The sequence below is a fragment of the Paenibacillus sp. FSL L8-0638 genome, from assembly GCF_038593075.1.
Classification (GTDB): Bacteria; Bacillota; Bacilli; order Paenibacillales; family Paenibacillaceae; genus Paenibacillus; species Paenibacillus polymyxa_D.
The window spans coordinates 2,343,506-2,359,498 of record NZ_CP151960.1 but is presented as its reverse complement, the minus strand read 5'-3'; the positions used below and the strand labels follow the sequence as shown (position 1 = coordinate 2,359,498).

General features: G+C 46.1%; 16 protein-coding genes and 1 pseudogene. 3 read left to right on the top strand and 14 right to left on the bottom strand.

Going from position 1 to position 15,993, the window contains the following annotated elements:
* Positions 1–10 precede the first annotated feature (10 nt).
* Together MKY35_RS10820 and MKY35_RS10815 are read right to left on the bottom strand one after the other, a co-directional pair.
* Positions 11–1,351, bottom strand: coding sequence for an LLM class flavin-dependent oxidoreductase (locus tag MKY35_RS10820; RefSeq protein ID WP_342446339.1), 1,341 nt, complete (start codon positions 1,349–1,351; stop codon positions 11–13).
* 29 nt (positions 1,352–1,380) lie between these two features.
* Entirely contained in the window at positions 1,381–1,650 is a 270-nt protein-coding gene (locus MKY35_RS10815) for a glutaredoxin family protein (protein ID WP_029519113.1), read from the bottom strand.
* Between the two features lie 272 nt (positions 1,651–1,922).
* On the opposite strand from MKY35_RS10815, the gene MKY35_RS10810 reads away from it, so the two are divergent.
* Positions 1,923–2,792 (top strand): DUF421 domain-containing protein, encoded by an 870-nt coding sequence (locus MKY35_RS10810; protein WP_322252041.1) that lies wholly within the window; start codon positions 1,923–1,925, stop codon positions 2,790–2,792.
* Positions 2,793–2,880: 88 nt separating this feature from the next.
* On the opposite strand, the gene MKY35_RS10805 is transcribed toward MKY35_RS10810, so the two are convergent.
* The 5 genes from MKY35_RS10805 to MKY35_RS10785 all read right to left on the bottom strand — a co-directional run bounded on the left by MKY35_RS10805 (position 2,881) and on the right by MKY35_RS10785 (position 6,977).
* Positions 2,881–4,005, bottom strand: coding sequence for a HAMP domain-containing sensor histidine kinase (locus MKY35_RS10805; protein WP_342446338.1), 1,125 nt, complete (start codon positions 4,003–4,005; stop codon positions 2,881–2,883).
* A complete protein-coding gene (locus MKY35_RS10800; protein ID WP_342446337.1) occupies positions 4,002–4,676 on the bottom strand; it encodes a response regulator transcription factor in 675 nt (224 codons plus the stop codon). The genes MKY35_RS10805 and MKY35_RS10800 overlap by 4 nt, the downstream gene beginning before the upstream one ends.
* A 61-nt stretch (positions 4,677–4,737) precedes the next feature.
* On the bottom strand, positions 4,738–5,553 hold the full coding sequence (locus MKY35_RS10795) for an ABC transporter permease (RefSeq protein ID WP_029519108.1): 816 nt from the start codon (positions 5,551–5,553) through the stop codon (positions 4,738–4,740).
* Complete coding sequence (locus tag MKY35_RS10790) at positions 5,550–6,569, bottom strand: ATP-binding cassette domain-containing protein (protein ID WP_342446336.1); 1,020 nt, start codon at positions 6,567–6,569, stop codon at positions 5,550–5,552. The genes MKY35_RS10795 and MKY35_RS10790 overlap by 4 nt, the downstream gene beginning before the upstream one ends.
* A 78-nt stretch (positions 6,570–6,647) precedes the next feature.
* A complete protein-coding gene (locus MKY35_RS10785) occupies positions 6,648–6,977 on the bottom strand; it encodes an antibiotic biosynthesis monooxygenase (protein ID WP_013310063.1) in 330 nt (109 codons plus the stop codon).
* Between the two features lie 132 nt (positions 6,978–7,109).
* Between MKY35_RS10785 and MKY35_RS10780 the strand changes: the two genes are divergently transcribed.
* The gene (locus tag MKY35_RS10780) at positions 7,110–7,970 is read left to right on the top strand and encodes a LysR substrate-binding domain-containing protein (RefSeq protein ID WP_322252037.1); all 861 of its coding nucleotides are present in this window, start codon (positions 7,110–7,112) and stop codon (positions 7,968–7,970) included.
* Between the two features lie 5 nt (positions 7,971–7,975).
* Here the strand turns inward: MKY35_RS10780 and MKY35_RS10775 are convergent, their stop codons facing one another.
* Positions 7,976–9,163 (bottom strand): GTP-binding protein, encoded by a 1,188-nt coding sequence (locus MKY35_RS10775; protein ID WP_322252036.1) that lies wholly within the window; start codon positions 9,161–9,163, stop codon positions 7,976–7,978.
* A 139-nt stretch (positions 9,164–9,302) separates the two neighbouring features.
* On the opposite strand from MKY35_RS10775, the pseudogene MKY35_RS10770 reads away from it, so the two are divergent.
* A pseudogene (locus MKY35_RS10770) lies at positions 9,303–9,747 on the top strand (multidrug resistance efflux transporter family protein); the annotation flags it as partial.
* Between the two features lie 420 nt (positions 9,748–10,167).
* On the opposite strand, the gene mnhG reads toward MKY35_RS10770, so the two are convergent.
* Genes mnhG through MKY35_RS10740 form a run of 6 tightly spaced genes read right to left on the bottom strand, consistent with a single transcriptional unit; the run spans position 10,168 to position 15,963 of the window.
* The gene (gene mnhG, locus MKY35_RS10765; protein ID WP_342446638.1) at positions 10,168–10,536 is read right to left on the bottom strand and encodes a monovalent cation/H(+) antiporter subunit G; all 369 of its coding nucleotides are present in this window, start codon (positions 10,534–10,536) and stop codon (positions 10,168–10,170) included.
* Positions 10,520–10,813, bottom strand: a complete 294-nt coding sequence (locus MKY35_RS10760) for a Na(+)/H(+) antiporter subunit F1 (protein ID WP_342446637.1) — start codon at positions 10,811–10,813, stop codon at positions 10,520–10,522. The genes mnhG and MKY35_RS10760 overlap by 17 nt, the downstream gene beginning before the upstream one ends.
* Entirely contained in the window at positions 10,813–11,289 is a 477-nt protein-coding gene (locus MKY35_RS10755) for a Na+/H+ antiporter subunit E (protein ID WP_328802504.1), read from the bottom strand. The genes MKY35_RS10760 and MKY35_RS10755 overlap by 1 nt, the downstream gene beginning before the upstream one ends.
* Before the next feature lie 6 nt (positions 11,290–11,295).
* On the bottom strand, positions 11,296–12,771 hold the full coding sequence (locus tag MKY35_RS10750) for a Na+/H+ antiporter subunit D (RefSeq protein ID WP_342446335.1): 1,476 nt from the start codon (positions 12,769–12,771) through the stop codon (positions 11,296–11,298).
* Entirely contained in the window at positions 12,768–13,103 is a 336-nt protein-coding gene (locus MKY35_RS10745) for a Na(+)/H(+) antiporter subunit C (protein WP_134902158.1), read from the bottom strand. Before MKY35_RS10745 ends, MKY35_RS10750 begins: the two co-directional genes overlap by 4 nt.
* Position 13,104: 1 nt before the next feature.
* The gene (locus MKY35_RS10740; RefSeq protein WP_342446334.1) at positions 13,105–15,963 is read right to left on the bottom strand and encodes a Na+/H+ antiporter subunit A; all 2,859 of its coding nucleotides are present in this window, start codon (positions 15,961–15,963) and stop codon (positions 13,105–13,107) included.
* Positions 15,964–15,993 lie beyond the last annotated feature (30 nt).

The window sequence follows — 15,993 nt, the reverse complement described above, 5'->3', positions numbered from 1 at the left end:
CCTCCTTCTGTTATGCGTCAACCTTCACTTTAGATCTGGCCGCTGTGTAGCGGTTCTCAGGTATAGGCACGCCCAGGTTTTCACGCAGTGTGCTAAATTCATAATCCTGACGATAAATACCGCGTTCCTGCAAAATAGGCACAACCAGATTGACGAAGTCATGCAGACCCGATGGTACATCAGAACCAATAATGAATCCATCTGCTCCTTTTCTATCGAACCACTCCTGCACTCGATCCGCCACCTGCTCAGCGGTTCCGATAAAAGAGGTTCTCGGCGTAGCTGAACGCAACGCAACCTCGCGTAAGGTCAAGTTTTGTTCCTTGGCTACTCGTTTGATTTTATCTGTACCGCTGCGGAACGCATTGCTGCCAATACCATCAAGCTCAGGGAATGGCTCATCCAGCGGATATTGTGAGAAATCATGATGATCGAAGAAACGTCCCAAATATTTTAGCGCAGCCTCAATCGTCACCAGATTAGTGATCTCTTCATACTTACGTTCCGCTTCCTCCGTTGTATTGCCAATAATCGGCGATATGCCCGGCAAAATGACAATATCCTCTTCGGATCTACCATAGCGTACCGCACGTTCTTTCACATCACGATAAAACTGCTGCGCTTCCTCTAACGTTTCATGTCCTGTAAATACAGCATCCGCTTCCTTGGCGGCCAGGTTTTTGCCATCCTCCGAGGAACCTGCCTGGAAAATAACCGGCTGTCCCTGCTTGGATCGTCCAATGTTCAGCGGACCCTGCACAGAGAAAAACTCACCTTTATGGTTCAATGTATGCAGCTTTTCAGGATCAAAAAATACTCCAGCTTCCTTATCACGAACGAACGCATCCGCTTCCCACGAGTCCCACAGTCCTTTCGTAACCTGTAAATATTCCTCTGCAATTTTATAGCGCTGCGGATGCGACGGGTGCTCGCCTTTGCTAAAGTTAAGGGCAGAGCCTTCCAGCGGGGAAGTCACCACATTCCAGCCTGCCCGACCTCCGCTAATATGATCAATGGAAGAAAACTGGCGTGCTACCGTGAACGGTTCGCTATAGGAAGTCGACAATGTGCCAACCAGTCCGATATGCTTCGTCACTCCAGCCAAAGCAGACAAAATCGTAATTGGCTCAAAACGGTTCAGAAAGTGAGGAATGGATTTTTCGTTAATGAACAGGCCATCTGCGATAAATACGAGGTCGAACTTTCCTTCCTCTGCCTTTTGCGCCTGCGTTTTATAAAATTCAAAGTTAACACTCGCGTCCGCAGGTACTTCAGGGTGACGCCAAGTCGTCATGCTTCCCCCAACGCCGTGAATAATCGCACCAAATTTAATTTGTCTATTCTTAGCCATAACTCTTCCACCTCTCTTGAACATGATTGTTATACCACTTGATTGTAACTTTCCAGCACTTTACCCAACTCTTCCAGATCCGGGTTGAGCAGGGCTTCATATTTGTTATCCCCGCCTACTTCGACGACAGGAACATAACGAACACCATATTTGGTTTCCAGCACGTCACGCAGCGCATCATTTCCGTCCACTTGGATATTTTCATACGGCTGATTTTGGGATTCCAGGTACGATTTGATCTCTCCACAAAAATGACAGCCGGTTTTACTCCACAATACAACTTTAGGTTTGGACGACATATACATACCTCCGCGAGCTTAATGTTTATAATTCCGATGAATTAAATAAGAATTATATTTATAATGTATCCTGCCGACCCTTTTCCGTCAATCGCTTGTGTAATAGACATTGACAATTCAACGATAGAAAATTTTAATTTTATACTGTAATCAATCGGTTTATTGGCAGCTCAGTTATTTAAATTTAGGGGAATTGGAGTTTAAATGTGCCTTGACGCGGATATCCTTGGAATAGTAGCGCCCTTGTGGCGAAATGAAATGAGGTTGAGCAAATGCAGGATTGGGCCGAGGTTGCTATACGCACATTAATGGCTGTCGCTATATTATTTTTAATCACCAAAATTCTTGGAAAACGTCAGGTATCCCAGCTCTCCTTGTTCGAATATATAACAGGAATCACGATAGGTAACCTGGCTGCTACCATTCCTATGGAGCGTGAATCCACCTGGTATCTAGGCCTCATAGCCTTGTCAGTATGGGTACTGACAACCCTTGGCATTGAATATTTGCAAATTAAAAGCAAAAAAATCAGAGATATAACAGATGGAAGGACAACAATCCTGATCAAAGACGGCAAAATTTTAGAGGATAATCTGAGAAAAGAACGGCTCACCCTGGATGAACTCATGGAGCAGCTTCGAAGCAAGAATGTATTCAAAGTAGCTGACGTGGAATTTGCTCTTATGGAAACCAGTGGCGAAGTCAATGTGCTGTTAACCAAAGACAAGCAGCCGGTGACGCTTAAGGATCTGAATATGCTGCAATTACCGGAAAAAGAACCCACAGCAGTCATTATGGATGGACAACTTATGCAGCAACAAATGGCATATATGGGGATCACTCAACAATGGCTGGATGCCAAGCTAAAGGAAAAGAGTCTAACGGTCAAAGATGTGTTTTTTGCCCAGGTAGACACGCAAGGGGAGCTATATATTGACCCATACAGCGATAATGTACAGCTAAGCAAGGTGCAGGATTCGAATCAGGCCGTGCTGACTTTGCTGGAGCAATGCACAACGGAGTTGCAAAAACTCGCATCTGGTTCCAGTGAGCAACAAAGAAAACAGCTGTATGAGCAATGCTCACAAAGCTTGAAAGAAGCTATACAGGAGATGCAGCCGATAAATACATCTAAGTCCTGAGCACATACGCATATGCCATAAGAGTATAAGTATGGGAACTAAAAAGGAGCGTCCTTCAGCCGTTTATGGCTTTAGAAGACGCTCCTTTTTATATTACTGTGCCGGTGTACATTTCACAGTTGCTGCTGTCTTTCATTACTTTTTGGCGCAGCGGCAGCATAACTGTAAATACCGTTCCTTCTCCCACCTTGCTGGATACAGAGATAGAGCCGGTATGCATCTCTGTTATTTTATAGGCAATGGAAAGTCCCAAGCCGCTGCCACCTGCGGATCGAGCCCGTGACTGGTCTGCTTTATAAAATCGTTCAAAAATGCGTTGCTGATCCTGTTCGTTGATGCCCTGCCCCGTATCCGCAATGCGGATAATCGCCTGTTCACCGTTACTTGAAAGAGAAACAGATATGCTTCCACCCTGTGGTGTAAATTTAATGGCATTGTGAAGGAGATTTACCCAAACCTGGCCCATCAGATCCTCGTCCGCGTTGATCTCAACGATATCCACCTCAACAGTCATCTCGATTTTTTTAGCCTCCCATTGCGGTTCGCAGGCGAGAATAAGCGAAATTAGCTGCTTGTCCAGCCGATAAAGGGACGGACGAAACGGATGCCGCTCCGAATCCAGAATCGCCAGCTTCATGAGATTATCGCTTAGCTTGGATAGACGAATACACTCCGTCTCGATGATCGTCAAATACCGGTCTCGCTGCTCACGATCCAGATTCTCGTCCTTGAGCGCCTTGGCGAATCCGATTATCGAGGTCAGCGGTGAGCCGATTTCATGGGATACGTTTGAAATAAACTCCTCCCGCAGCTTTTCCATAGCCTTCAGATTTGCAGCCATATCATTGATACTGTCCACCAACTGTACATAAGGATGCGGCCTCCGATGTTTTCCGTTCCTCCCGCCGAGATCCCAATTCAGATTAATGTGAAAGTCTCCTTGCGAAATACGTTTTAAAGCATCGATCATTTCGGTAAAAGCGTGCTGTTCTCTAGGCTGGAAGAAGCGCCTTACCGTCATACTGATAATACCGAAGAAGAAAAAGCCAAGCGTCGTATTCATAAGAAAGACGAACAAACCATGGGGAGCCCATGACATGTGCGAATAGATCGCCTCCATAATAAAGAACGCGGCAGTCCAGCTGAGATACAGCACCAATAACACCAGCATGAGTCTCGCAAGGATATGGAGGAATCCCGGTTCTCGTTTCATTGCCTTACCTCCAGCCGATAACCCAATCCTCGGATCGTACTGATCCGGAAGGAGTGGCTTGCCTCCGGAAACCGTTCCCGAAGGCGTTTGATATGGACATCAACCGTTCTTTCGTCTCCCTCATAATCATAACCCCAGATCTGTTCGATCAACTGGTCGCGGGTAAAGGTTTTGCCAGGATAGCTGGCCAGCTTGAAGAGCAGCTCAAATTCCTTGCGCGGCAGAGTAAACTCCTTCTTTTCAGCCCAGCATTCAAATGTATCACTGCGCAGGACAAGATCTCCGACAGTCACTGATTTGGAAGCCATGATACGATAGCGTTTTAATAAAGCCTTCACGCGTGCAACAAGCACCATGGGGTCGAATGGCTTGACAAGATAGTCGTCCGTTCCGAGCGCGAAACCTTTCACGATCTGTGACGTCTCGCCTTTAGCTGTAAGCATAAGCAGCGGCAGGTCGGTTTGCTCTCTCAGCTTACGACACAACTCCCAACCATCCATTCCCGGCATCATGATATCAAGAACAAGTAAATCGACTTTGATTTGATCAAAAATGCGCATCGCGTCCAATCCATCCACCGCCTCGACTACATCCAGACCTTCCATCCTCAAAAAGTGTCCGACCAGTTCGCGAATATGCGGATCATCATCAACGACCAATACACGCGCCATTTCAATCCCCCCTAACTAGTTCTGCCTTAAATCTCTCATCCTCGTCAAGAAGACTGCCATCTTATGCTTTACGCATATATGCACGCACCGTAAGCGGCGCGAAAATCGCCACAATGACTGTAGCGCCAAGCAGGGAGATCGCCAGTTCCCCGCCAATCGTTCCCGTATTCGCAAGCTCCCTGACTGCGTTCACAAGATGTGAAATCGGGTTAACGTTCACAAACCACTGTAGCCAACCAGGCATTGTGTCCACAGGCACAAATGCGTTGGAAACAAAAGTGAGCGGAAACAGAACAATCATGGAGATGCCCTGTACACTGGAAGCAGTGCGGGCAATCACGCCAAAGAAGGCGAAAATCCAGCTGACTGCCCAGGAACACACGATGACCAAAAGCGCGGCGATAGCAACACTCAGCAGTCCTCCCTCTGGCCGATACCCCAAAATATACCCCATGGCGAAGGTAAGTACAGTCGCAATAGTATACCGGATACTGTCAGCCAGCAGAGCTCCAGCCAAAGGCGCAATACGTGCGATTGGGAGTGACTTGAATCTGTCGAACACTCCTTTGTCCATATCCTCACGTAGTTGGACGCCGGTAACGACGGAGGTCGAGATCACAGTCTGCACGAGGATGCCTGGAATAATAACCGGCAAATAATGCTGCACGTCTCCTGAGATGGCGCCACCAAAGATATAGGTAAACATAAGTGTGAAAATGATCGGCTGGAGCGTGACATCAAACAATTGCTCGGGAGTATGCCGGATCTTCAGAATGCCCCGGTAGGCCATCGTCATGGAATTGAAGAACGCCTGTCTGAAACTCACAGACTTCTTCAAAGTGCGATCAAAACCTGTCATAACCGTAGTGCTCTTCATACTCTCGCCCCCTCCCCAGCATGCGCTCCTTGGGACGTCTGCTGCTCGTTTACTTGTGCCCCATGACCAGTAATGGACAAAAACACCTCGTCAAGCGTCGGCTTTTGCACACTCATTTCTGCTAGACGAATCTCTCCAGTACGGAGGGCAATCAGCAGGTCCGTTACCCGATCTGCATTGGCCATCGGAGAAATAATCTTTCCAACTTCCACTGACACGCTGGACTTGACTGAAAGCACCTGTTCAACGATCTGAACAGCTCTCTCAATGTCCTGTTGATTTTGCACTTTGAGTTGCAGAGTCGACGCCCCCACTGCCGCTTTCAGTTCATCCACCGTACCCTCAGCGACTACCCGGCCATGATCGATCACCGCGATTCGGTCAGCAAGTTGATCCGCCTCGTCGAGGTACTGGGTAGTGAGCAGTACGGTGGAACCGGTCTTGACCAGACGCCGGATCGTGTCCCACATCTGGACACGCGTGCGCGGGTCTAGTCCGGTAGTCGGCTCATCCAGGAAGATCAGCGGCGGCTTAGCAATGAGACTGGCGGCCAAGTCCAGTCGGCGGCGCATGCCTCCCGAAAATTTTTTTAACGGTCGCTTGGCTGCTTCGGCCAAGCCAAATTCCTCCAACAGCTCCGCTGCCTTATGACGCGCCTCGGCACGTCCCAGTCCAAGCAGTCTAGAGAAGATGATCAGGTTCTCAGTAGCGCTAAGCGACTCATCGACCGATGCGTATTGGCCTGTTACCCCGATCAATTGACGCACAACCTGCGGCTCCTTTACTACATCGTGCCCGAAGATACGCGCTGATCCACCATCAGGTCGCAATAACGTTGACAGCATTCGGATGGTAGTCGTCTTACCTGCTCCATTAGGGCCGAGCACACCGTAGATCGTGCCAGCATGGACATTCAAATCGACACCGTCAACCGCATGCTTATCACCAAAAGTTTTAACGAGTCCCCTTGCTTCAATGGCCAAGGTCTCTTTTTTGTCTGTATAATCCACATTCATATCCTCCCTATACGGTTTCTATAGCGAGGATAAACCACGTTTATGAACTGAATATGAATAGAAAGATATTGAACCTATTTACACTGTAAAAAAATAATCTCGTTCTACCTTGCTCACTCTTAAACCAAATGTTTTATACCATTCGGATTTCCCTTTTTCCTGCGCTACCTTGTGCAGCTCGTTATGTTTCCAATTTTTTATAGCGTCTAGAGACTCCCAATAGGAAACTGTGATGCCTACTCCATTGTGATCACGAACACTTTCCACACCTAGAAAACCAGGCTGCTCGGCAGCCAGTTCCACCATTTTGTCTCCCATCACTCCGTATCCGCCATCTCCTTCCGTACGTTCAGAAGTAAAGATAGCCGCATAATAGGGTGGCCGAGGAGTTTTAGCAATTGAGTTCATATGTTCCTCCTAAAACAAAAATATATAACCTTTCTTTCATTTGATTATAATCATAAATATTAAATAAAAAAAATGAATATATCTGATATGATACATGAATATATTTCATAAAAAATAGGAGTGAACACGAATTTGTTTAAATATAAGATTTTTCTTTGCGTAGTTGAAATGGGAAGTTTCACAAAGGCCGGGGAAGTTTTAAATCTTACACAATCAGCAATCAGCCATGCGATCTCTGGATTGGAACATGAATTAGGGTTGACTCTTCTGATCCGAGGTCGTTCAGGCATCAGATTGACCAATAACGGAGAAAGATTGATGAAGCAATTTAGAGAGATCGTACAAATGGACGAAAAGCTCTACCAAGAGGTGGCTCTAATTAAAGGATTGGAAATCGGAACCGTAAAGATCGGCACATTTTCAAGCGTCTCTATTCATTGGCTGCCCCGTATTCTAAAAAAATTCAATGAGCAGTTTCCTCTTATTGAAATAAAACTGCTCGATGGGAACTACCATGAAATTGAGAGCTGGATAATCAGTGGGGAGGCTGATTTCGGCTTTGTGAACCTACCCACGTTAGACACATTAGAGGCGTTGCCCTTAAAAGAAGAAAGCATGCTTTGTCTACTTCCTTCCGATCATATTCTGGGAAAGCAAGCCTCCATTCGAGTAGAACAGCTCAGAGATGAGCCTTTTATTATGCCTGTTGCAGGCTGTGACACCGATGTAAGGAATATTTTTTCACAGTATAATATGTCACCTAAAATCAAATATGAATTAGAAGATGACCATGCGATTATGGCTATGGTGCAGAATGGCCTAGGCGTGAGTATTCTTCCTGAAATGATCCTGTCTCACATTCCTTACGACATCTCTATTCGACCTTTGGATGAAAGGCATTCCCGTACTATCGGTATCGCTACCGCTTCCTTAAAAAATGTTTCTCCAGCAGCTAAAAAATGTATGGACTTTATTACTGAATGGATCAACTAGCTTCATCATGTCGGCCAAGGAAGCGGATTTTCAAAACTGGACCAGTCCATATCCATTTCATTATCGTTCAGCAGACATTCATCTAGCTCTTCTTCCAAGTCCGGTCGATTCATTCCGATACCGATCATAACGATTTCGTTCATGCGATCGCCCCATTGTTCATCCCAATGGTCCAGAGCCTCGGGGTCCGCTGCGACGATCTCTTGCCGTTCTTCTTCAGACAACGCAGCAAGCCAGCTTCCCGCAGGGCCAAATTGAATAGAGGGTCCTGCCTGGCTAATACTCGCTGCCCAATCCTGCGGTGTGGCAATCCAGGCCAAACCTTTGGCGCGAACGATCTCCTCCGGCCAATAGTTCATAAATTCAGCCAATCTTGCAGGGTGAAATGGTCTTCTACGGCGATATACAAAGGAATGAATCCCATATTCGTCTGTTTCCGGTGTATGGCTTTCAAGCTCTAGCTCCCGAATCCATCCAGCGGATTGACTAGCCTTGTCAAAATTAAACAGCCCTGTATTCAAAATGTCCGAAGGAGCGACCTTTCCCTTGGAAGTACGAATGATTCGGGCTTCAGGCTGTAATCTCCGCAGCACACCCTCCAGCTTGTCCAGCTCGGCAGACTGAACCAGATCGCACTTATTCAGAATCAATACATCACAGGTTTCAATCTGGTCAATCAGCAAATCCGAGATATCACGCGTGTCGTCTTCACCAGTAGCCTGCCTGCGATCCAGTAGCGTTTCTCCTGATTCAAAATCATGCCAGAAACGGTTCGCATCGACTACGGTCACCATGCAATCCAGTTTTGCCAGCGATGCCAAATCAATGCCAGTTCCTTCATCGGCGTACGTAAAGGTTTGAGCGATTGGCACAGGTTCACTGATGCCTGTAGATTCGATTAAAATATAATCAAACTCGCCTTGTTCCGTCAGCTTCTTGACCTCCAACAATAAATCTTCACGCAATGTACAGCAAATACAACCATTAGACAACTCGACCAGTTTCTCTTCTGTTCTGGACAAGCCGCCCTCTTTTTTAACCAGCTCAGCATCTATATTCACTTCACTCATGTCATTGACGATGACTGCCACTTTCATTCCGTCCCGATTGTTTAATACATGATTCAAAATCGTTGTTTTTCCTGCACCCAAATATCCGCTCAACACTGTTACCGGTATTGCTTTCTTATTCATCGCTGGTACGCTCCCTTGAATATCGGCTTTTCATTTTTAAATCGTAATAATTACTATTAACAACAACTTTCAGTAATATACAGCATCCCTTTTGCCTTGTCAACTGTGAAGAAACTCTTGAAATGAATGATCTAAAGTTGCTTCGTTGCGATATCTGTTTATGGTTCCTATTCTAGTCGTCATTGTGATGACCCAACAAAAGCTTAAGTCTCTTTGGAAAGTCATGAAGAAACAACCAGGAACGTGGTTGTGGTGAAGCTTTATCGGATTTGGCTTATTTTATGCTCCGCTATGCTTCGCATCGGCTTATTTACCGGGTTGGTTGATTGCGGGAACCTGGAAAATTACCATTATTTCTGGTTCTTTGCTTGTCCCTTTATTTTCGGAATTCTGCCTGTCATACTCGCCTCTTTCGTCTATCCATTAGGTAATCGCAAAATGATGGAGTGCTTTTTGCATTAATGGGAGAATTAATCTTTCTGTCTATTCCAATTCCATCTCCTTTATCATGGATGGGTATGTTCATCGTCATCCTCGGCATGATTCTGCGCAGTTATGTAACACATGCTAAAAGCTTTATGTAACTTCAGGCATTAGAAAAAGACCGCAAAATAGATGCGGTCTTTTTAAATTTCTTATATCGAACGATCTTACTTTTCTACAATTTTTTTGAATTCGATTATAAAGTCTTTAGGATCTGATTCTACAGTATAAGGAAATACACCTTGTTTCGTATGCAAATAAAGAACACCATGACCCTGCCCGATACTTTTAAACGATATATCATATACCTCATTGAGAGAAAACTCCCGGTACGCTGATACAATTTTAGTTGTATACAAGTGTAAAACTCGACGATGAATGACTGTTTCCTGTTTTAACGGAGTTACGATCCTTTCCGCTTTGTAATACGGCTGGACTGAAATAATATTGTGCACATGATCCCTCCACATTTATTATCAATCCAGACGGACATGACGCAAATCCTGCACTATGGGTTGCTTTCATTTTGGTTGTTTTAAAGATGTATTTTGTTCCAATACCGGCGCCAGATCATCCTGAACACTGTTTTCCCATAAAGGGACTCCCGAACGGTAGGCAGCTCTTCCATTTAGATGTCCAGCTACTGGAGAAGTGATAAAGACAAATACAATGGCAAGCAGTAATTTGATACTGACCACGTCTACATAAAACAAAAAATTAAGAAAGGCTCCTGTTAATACGCAAAGCACGCCAAGCGTTGCACTTTTGGTTGCGGCGTGAGAACGTAAATAAACATCTGGCAGCCGCATCAATCCAAACGCGCTCAATCCACAGAACAGAGCACCGAATAAAACAAGGATCGCAATAAGCAACTCACCGATCAAGTTCATCACCCCCAGTATCTATGACGGCGTCTCTTTCTATATATCTCGCCAATGCCGTTGTTCCTATGAACGTCAGTATTCCTATAACAAGAACAATCTCAATAAAATCCTGTGTCCTCAGCTGCATGCAGATCACAGCAATCATAGCTAGCAGATTTATACCTATCGTGTCCAGCGCTGCTACCCTATCCGGACGTGTCGGTCCTTTAATCAAACGGTACAAGCAACCTAATATGGCTAAGGAGAGAATAGCCAGTGATGCAGTCAAAAGTGCCAAAACTATCACTGTGTCACCTCCATGATCGCTTTTTCAAATGTCCCTCTAATTTGCTCAGAAAGCAGTGTCGCGTCCTGTATGTCCATGGCATGAATATACAGCATTTGACCTTCTCCAGATACTTCTAGAGTGAGCGTTCCTGGTGTCAGACAAATGAGGCACGATAAAATAGTGATCTCCCAATCTGACTTTAGGGCGGTCTCATATGCAAAAATGCCTGGGCGGATCGTCAGCTTCGGGCGGAGAATATGATGGATAACCGCAAAGCTGGAAACGATCAGCTCGCGCATAAACAGAAGTAGCAGCTTTAGGATGGCCCATATACGCTTCAGGTAGAAAGGTTCTGGACGGAATTTACGCAAAACAAGCAATATGGCTATCCCTAGCAGAATGCCGATGGTGAACCGCGACCCTGACCAGTCGTTGTTAAGTAGCATCCACAGCAACGCAATCATCAGATTTAATAATATTTGAAAGACCATCTTCATCTACTCCTTTATTACAGCTTCGATGTATAGCGCGGGATGAGCTAGCACATCCCCGGCTTGTGCAACATAGGAATAGACCCAATCCGCCCCGATGCCCATCAATATAACCAGGACGAGCAAACCGGCCGCCACAGCATTCACACTTTTTAGCCCTATCTTCGGCAAGTCGCCTTCGGGTTCATTCCCCCAAAATGTAAGCCTGAATACTTTGATCAGCGAATACAGTACAAGGAAACTCGAGCCTAGCCCAATCAAGGATAATGTCAGCATTCCGGCATCTAGTCCGCCCCGAGTGATCAACACTTTACCAGCAAACCCGCTAAGCGGCGGAATACCTACAAGTGCAAGGGCCAGTGTAAAGAACATCCAGCCGATTAAGGGATAGCGTTTGATGAGGCCCCCCATATCTTTTAATTGGTCCGTTCCCGCTGCAGTGATAATGATGCCCCCAAGAATAAACATTAATCCTTTCGCCAGCATATCGTGCAGCAAATAGAAAACCGCCCCATTCAATGCATCTGGTGTCGCTGCAGCCAGACCGAAGGCCACAAAACCTACACTGATAATGACGTTGTAATTAAAAATACGGGGAATATCATTATAAGCTACCGCTCCCAGTCCTCCCAGAATCATCGTAGCCGCCGCCATCCAGGCGATCCACGTATGCGTGAGTCCGGGATCATTCACAAAAATAAGAGTAAAGGTCCGAATGATTGCATACAGTCCCACTTTTGTCAGTAACGCACCGAACAAGGCTCTAATAGCAGACGGCGGCGAACTGTAAGAACCCGGCAGCCAGAAAAAGAGGAATAACCCCGCCTTCAATGCGAACACAATCAGGAACAGAACAGCGATCACATTGAGTACGCCGCCCTGCCCCGCTTCAGCAACCCGCTGAGACAAATGAGCCATATTCAGGGTGCCTACAGCCGCATATAGATAAGCAACTGCCGCCACAAAGAGTGTGGAAGACACAATGTTAATAAGCAAATATTTGGACGTTTCCCGAAGCTGGAGCTTCGTTCCCCCCAGTGAAATCAAGGCATAGGAGGAAATCAGCATAACCTCGAAGAAAACGAACAAATTGAACATATCTCCTGTAAGAAATGATCCATAGACACCTACAAGCAGGAAGTGAAAAAAGGTATAGTAATAAAAACGCTCCCGTTCTGCCCCTATACTGCGGAAGGAGTAGAGGAGAATACCCAAGCTTACCACTGAAGCGGTCAGCACAAGCAGAGCCGCAAACATGTCCCCCACGAACACAATGCCATACGGCGGCACCCATCCCCCCATTTGCAAAGTTTGTATCCCCCCGCTATGAATGCGGTAAATCAGCACAAGAGCAATTATAATATTCAAAATGGCGCTAACTGTACTAATGAGCCGCTGAAGCAGAATCTTCTCCTTCAGAAAAATCAATATAACGGCGGTACACAAGGGAATTAAAATCGGTAGTGCCAAGAGATTGGTCATTGTTCTTCCCCCTTAACACTGTCGATTTCATCGGTGCCCAACGTCTGGTATGAGCGGTAAGCAAGCACGAAGAAAAAGGCAGTGACTCCAAAACTGATAACGATAGAGGTCAGAATTAACGCCTGCGGTAAAGGGTCCACATAAGTTTCCGCTTTACCTCCTAATACTGGAGCAGCTCCTGTCTTTAGTCCGGCCATCGTCAGTAGCAGCAGATGAACGCCATGTGTTAGCAAGGAAGTACCCAAAACAATACGAAGAAGACTCTTAGATAGAATCAGGTACACTCCAATTGTAAATAGAATACCGACTGCTACAGCCATAATCAGTTCCATTTCACTCATCCCCCCCTATGGTAAAAATAATACTCATGGTCACACCTACTACAGCCAGGTATACCCCCAGATCAAAGAGGACTGCTGTAGCCAGCTCGGTATCACCCATAATAGGCAGATCAAAGTGACCAAAAGCATGGCTGAGAAAAGGGGCTCCGAAAACAAACGAGCCAGACGCAGTTAGAATTGCAATGAGCAGCCCCACCGCCGTGATCATGCGGTAATTCACCGGAAGGACTTTACGAACCGTGTCCATTCCGAAAGAGATCGCCATCAAAATAAGCGCAGCTGAAGTCATCAGCGCTCCGATAAAGCCACCTCCCGGATTATTGTGTCCGGCAAAGAACAAATACATTGAGAAGGTGAGAATCACGATTATGATAACCTTGGACAGGGTTCGCAGGATCACATCATTACTCCGGAGCGGAAAGGCAATTCTTCCCCCCTTCTTATTTTTGTTGGCGGGTGAAATACCAGGCTCCATTTTCAAGTTAATCAAGGCATAAATGCCGAGGGATGCAATAGCCAGAACCATAATTTCGAATAAAGTATCGAATCCCCGGAAGTCAACGAGAATGACATTGACTACGTTTTTCCCCCCGGCCAAGGAATAGCTTTCTTTAAGGAAAAACTCCGAAATGGGAGCGAATGGACTACTGCCCATGGCTGCCAGCGCAATGAGTGTCATCGTAATTCCTACACCTACAGCGATAATCAAATTCGGCAATCTAAAGCTCAGACGCTCCTTCTCCTTCTTTAACTTTGGAAGATACTTAAAGCACAGAAGGAACAGAATGACGGATACTGTCTCCACGATCATTTGTGTTAACGCAAGATCCGGTGCGCGGAAGATAACAAACAGCAGGGTCACCATGTACCCGACTGCACCGGTGAACAAAATCGCGTTGACCCGCGACTTAGCAAAGGGTACGGCAAATGCTGCTAGAAGCATTACAACAACAATGACAGCCTCATAAAAGGCTAATGGAGCATAGTGGCTCATACCCAGCGATATCCCTTGCGTCCCAAGCATCACACTTCCCAAGGCAATGACGAAAAAGCCAAATATATAAAGCAAATAGTGTCTGTTTGATCCCGTCATATAGAGATTTGTGAAGCGGTTCGATCCACGCTCCAGCACTTGAAGAGATCCGTCATACAAGAGATTAAGAAAATTGCTACCGTTCCATCCCCGATCCAGAATCCGCAGTCGGCTGTATCTTCTATAGAGAAGTGTCCCGGCAGCGATAACACCCAGTGTCATGAATATCTCAGGTGTCCAACCATGCCAGAAATGAATGGAGACACCGAAGGTTTCCACTGGCGACAATAGCTCGTTATAGATCGAGCCCATAGCCGGCTCAATCAGAGAATAAGACAAGAGATCAGGAAATAAGCCGAATACCACAGCGAGTGAAACCAGCAGGACTGGGGAAATTAACAGACCCAGTGGCGCTTCATGCGGTATTTTATCGAGCTTCTCCGACTGGAGTTTACCAGTAAAAGTCTCAAATACGAGAATCATACTGTAAACAAAAGTGAGTACACTGGCAATCCATGCAATCACCGGAATTAGAATCATCCACGACTGTGTATTCAGAACATCCAACTCTCGAATATTCAACACAGCGGTAAAGAACATTTCTTTACTCAGAAAACCGCTGAATGGTGGTAACCCTGCCATGGAGAAAGCCCCCATCAACGCCACAGAAAAGGTGACTGGCATTAAGGACATTAAACCGCCAAGCTTGCGCAGATCCCGAGTGTTCACCTCGTGGTCGACAATACCAACCACCATAAAAAGAGAGCCTTTAAAGACGGCATGGTTGATCAGATGAAAGATGGCCGCCGCAGTAGCCGTCGTATAGAATAACGACTCCTCTGTACCGAAAAAAAAGGCAGAAGCCGATCCCAGCCCGAGCAAACACATAATCAGACCGAGCTGACTAATGGTGGAATAGGCAAGCAGAGCTTTAAGATCTGTTTGTTTAATCGCTTTAAACGATCCATAAAAAAGCGTGACCAGACCGGAAAGTGAGACCAACCAGAACCATTCGGACTGACCAGCGAATACGGGGCTAAGACGCGCCACAAGGTATAACCCCGCCTTAACCATTGTAGCTGAATGCAGATAAGCACTGACAGGTGTCGGTGCCTCCATGGCATCGGGCAGCCAGATGTGAAAAGGAAATTGTGCGGACTTAGTGAATGCCCCCAGTAGAATCAGCAGCATCGCCGGAATAAACAACGGGGACTCGGTCAATAAGCCGACTTGGGCTATAATCTCCCGAATGCTGTACGTTCCACTCATTACGTAGAGCAGATTGAACCCCGCGAACATCGCCAGCCCGCCAAAGACGGTGATTAGCATCGACTTCAGCGCTCCATAACGGGATCTTTCCCGTCGGTGCCAAAAGGCGATCAGCAGGAATGAAGTAATACTGGTTAACTCCCAGAATCCATATAGAACCATCAAATTGTCGGACAAAACGACACCAAGCATTGCTCCCATAAACATGAGCAAATAGATGTAGAAATGGCGAATCGCTTCCGTCCGCTTATTAAGATAATAAATGGAATACAAGATCACCAGCGCACCCATCCCCGTAATCAACAGAGCAAACAGCAGGCTGAGTCCATCCAGATGCAACGTAATATCAATCCCAAGCGAATGCATCCAAGATATAGTTGACATCGTATCATTTCCAGCCTGAATGTTCGATATCCTTGTCAGGAAATACAGGAAAAGAGCTGTGGGTACGGGCAAGACTGTCCAACCTGTATGAAAGCGCGAAATGCCCTTGGTCAACGGGATTAGAACAGCCAGCAGAAATGGAATCAAAATTGCAGCATGCAACACAGTCGAGCACTCCCCCTATATAAACTTATT

What these genes read in the sequence shown, in the direction of transcription:
- MKY35_RS10800 (WP_342446337.1), bottom strand. Translation starts at nt 4,676, where the DNA reads ATGGCGCGTGTATTGGTCGTTGATGATGATCCGCATATTCGCGAACTG.
- MKY35_RS10790 (WP_342446336.1), bottom strand. Translation starts at nt 6,569, where the DNA reads ATGAATGTGGATTATACAGACAAAAAAGAGACCTTGGCCATTGAAGCA.
- MKY35_RS10750 (WP_342446335.1), bottom strand. Translation starts at nt 12,771, where the DNA reads ATGACCAATCTCTTGGCACTACCGATTTTAATTCCCTTGTGTACCGCC.
- MKY35_RS10745 (WP_134902158.1), bottom strand. Translation starts at nt 13,103, where the DNA reads ATGGAACTGATTATGGCTGTAGCAGTCGGTATTCTATTTACAATTGGA.
- MKY35_RS10810 (WP_322252041.1), top strand. Translation starts at nt 1,923, where the DNA reads ATGCAGGATTGGGCCGAGGTTGCTATACGCACATTAATGGCTGTCGCT.
- MKY35_RS10785 (WP_013310063.1), bottom strand. Translation starts at nt 6,977, where the DNA reads ATGAACTCAATTGCTAAAACTCCTCGGCCACCCTATTATGCGGCTATC.
- mnhG (WP_342446638.1), bottom strand. Translation starts at nt 10,536, where the DNA reads ATGAACTTGATCGGTGAGTTGCTTATTGCGATCCTTGTTTTATTCGGT.
- MKY35_RS10795 (WP_029519108.1), bottom strand. Translation starts at nt 5,553, where the DNA reads ATGAAGAGCACTACGGTTATGACAGGTTTTGATCGCACTTTGAAGAAG.
- MKY35_RS10815 (WP_029519113.1), bottom strand. Translation starts at nt 1,650, where the DNA reads ATGTCGTCCAAACCTAAAGTTGTATTGTGGAGTAAAACCGGCTGTCAT.
- MKY35_RS10805 (WP_342446338.1), bottom strand. Translation starts at nt 4,005, where the DNA reads ATGAAACGAGAACCGGGATTCCTCCATATCCTTGCGAGACTCATGCTG.
- MKY35_RS10775 (WP_322252036.1), bottom strand. Translation starts at nt 9,163, where the DNA reads ATGAATAAGAAAGCAATACCGGTAACAGTGTTGAGCGGATATTTGGGT.
- MKY35_RS10820 (WP_342446339.1), bottom strand. Translation starts at nt 1,351, where the DNA reads ATGGCTAAGAATAGACAAATTAAATTTGGTGCGATTATTCACGGCGTT.
- MKY35_RS10755 (WP_328802504.1), bottom strand. Translation starts at nt 11,289, where the DNA reads ATGGTCTTTCAAATATTATTAAATCTGATGATTGCGTTGCTGTGGATG.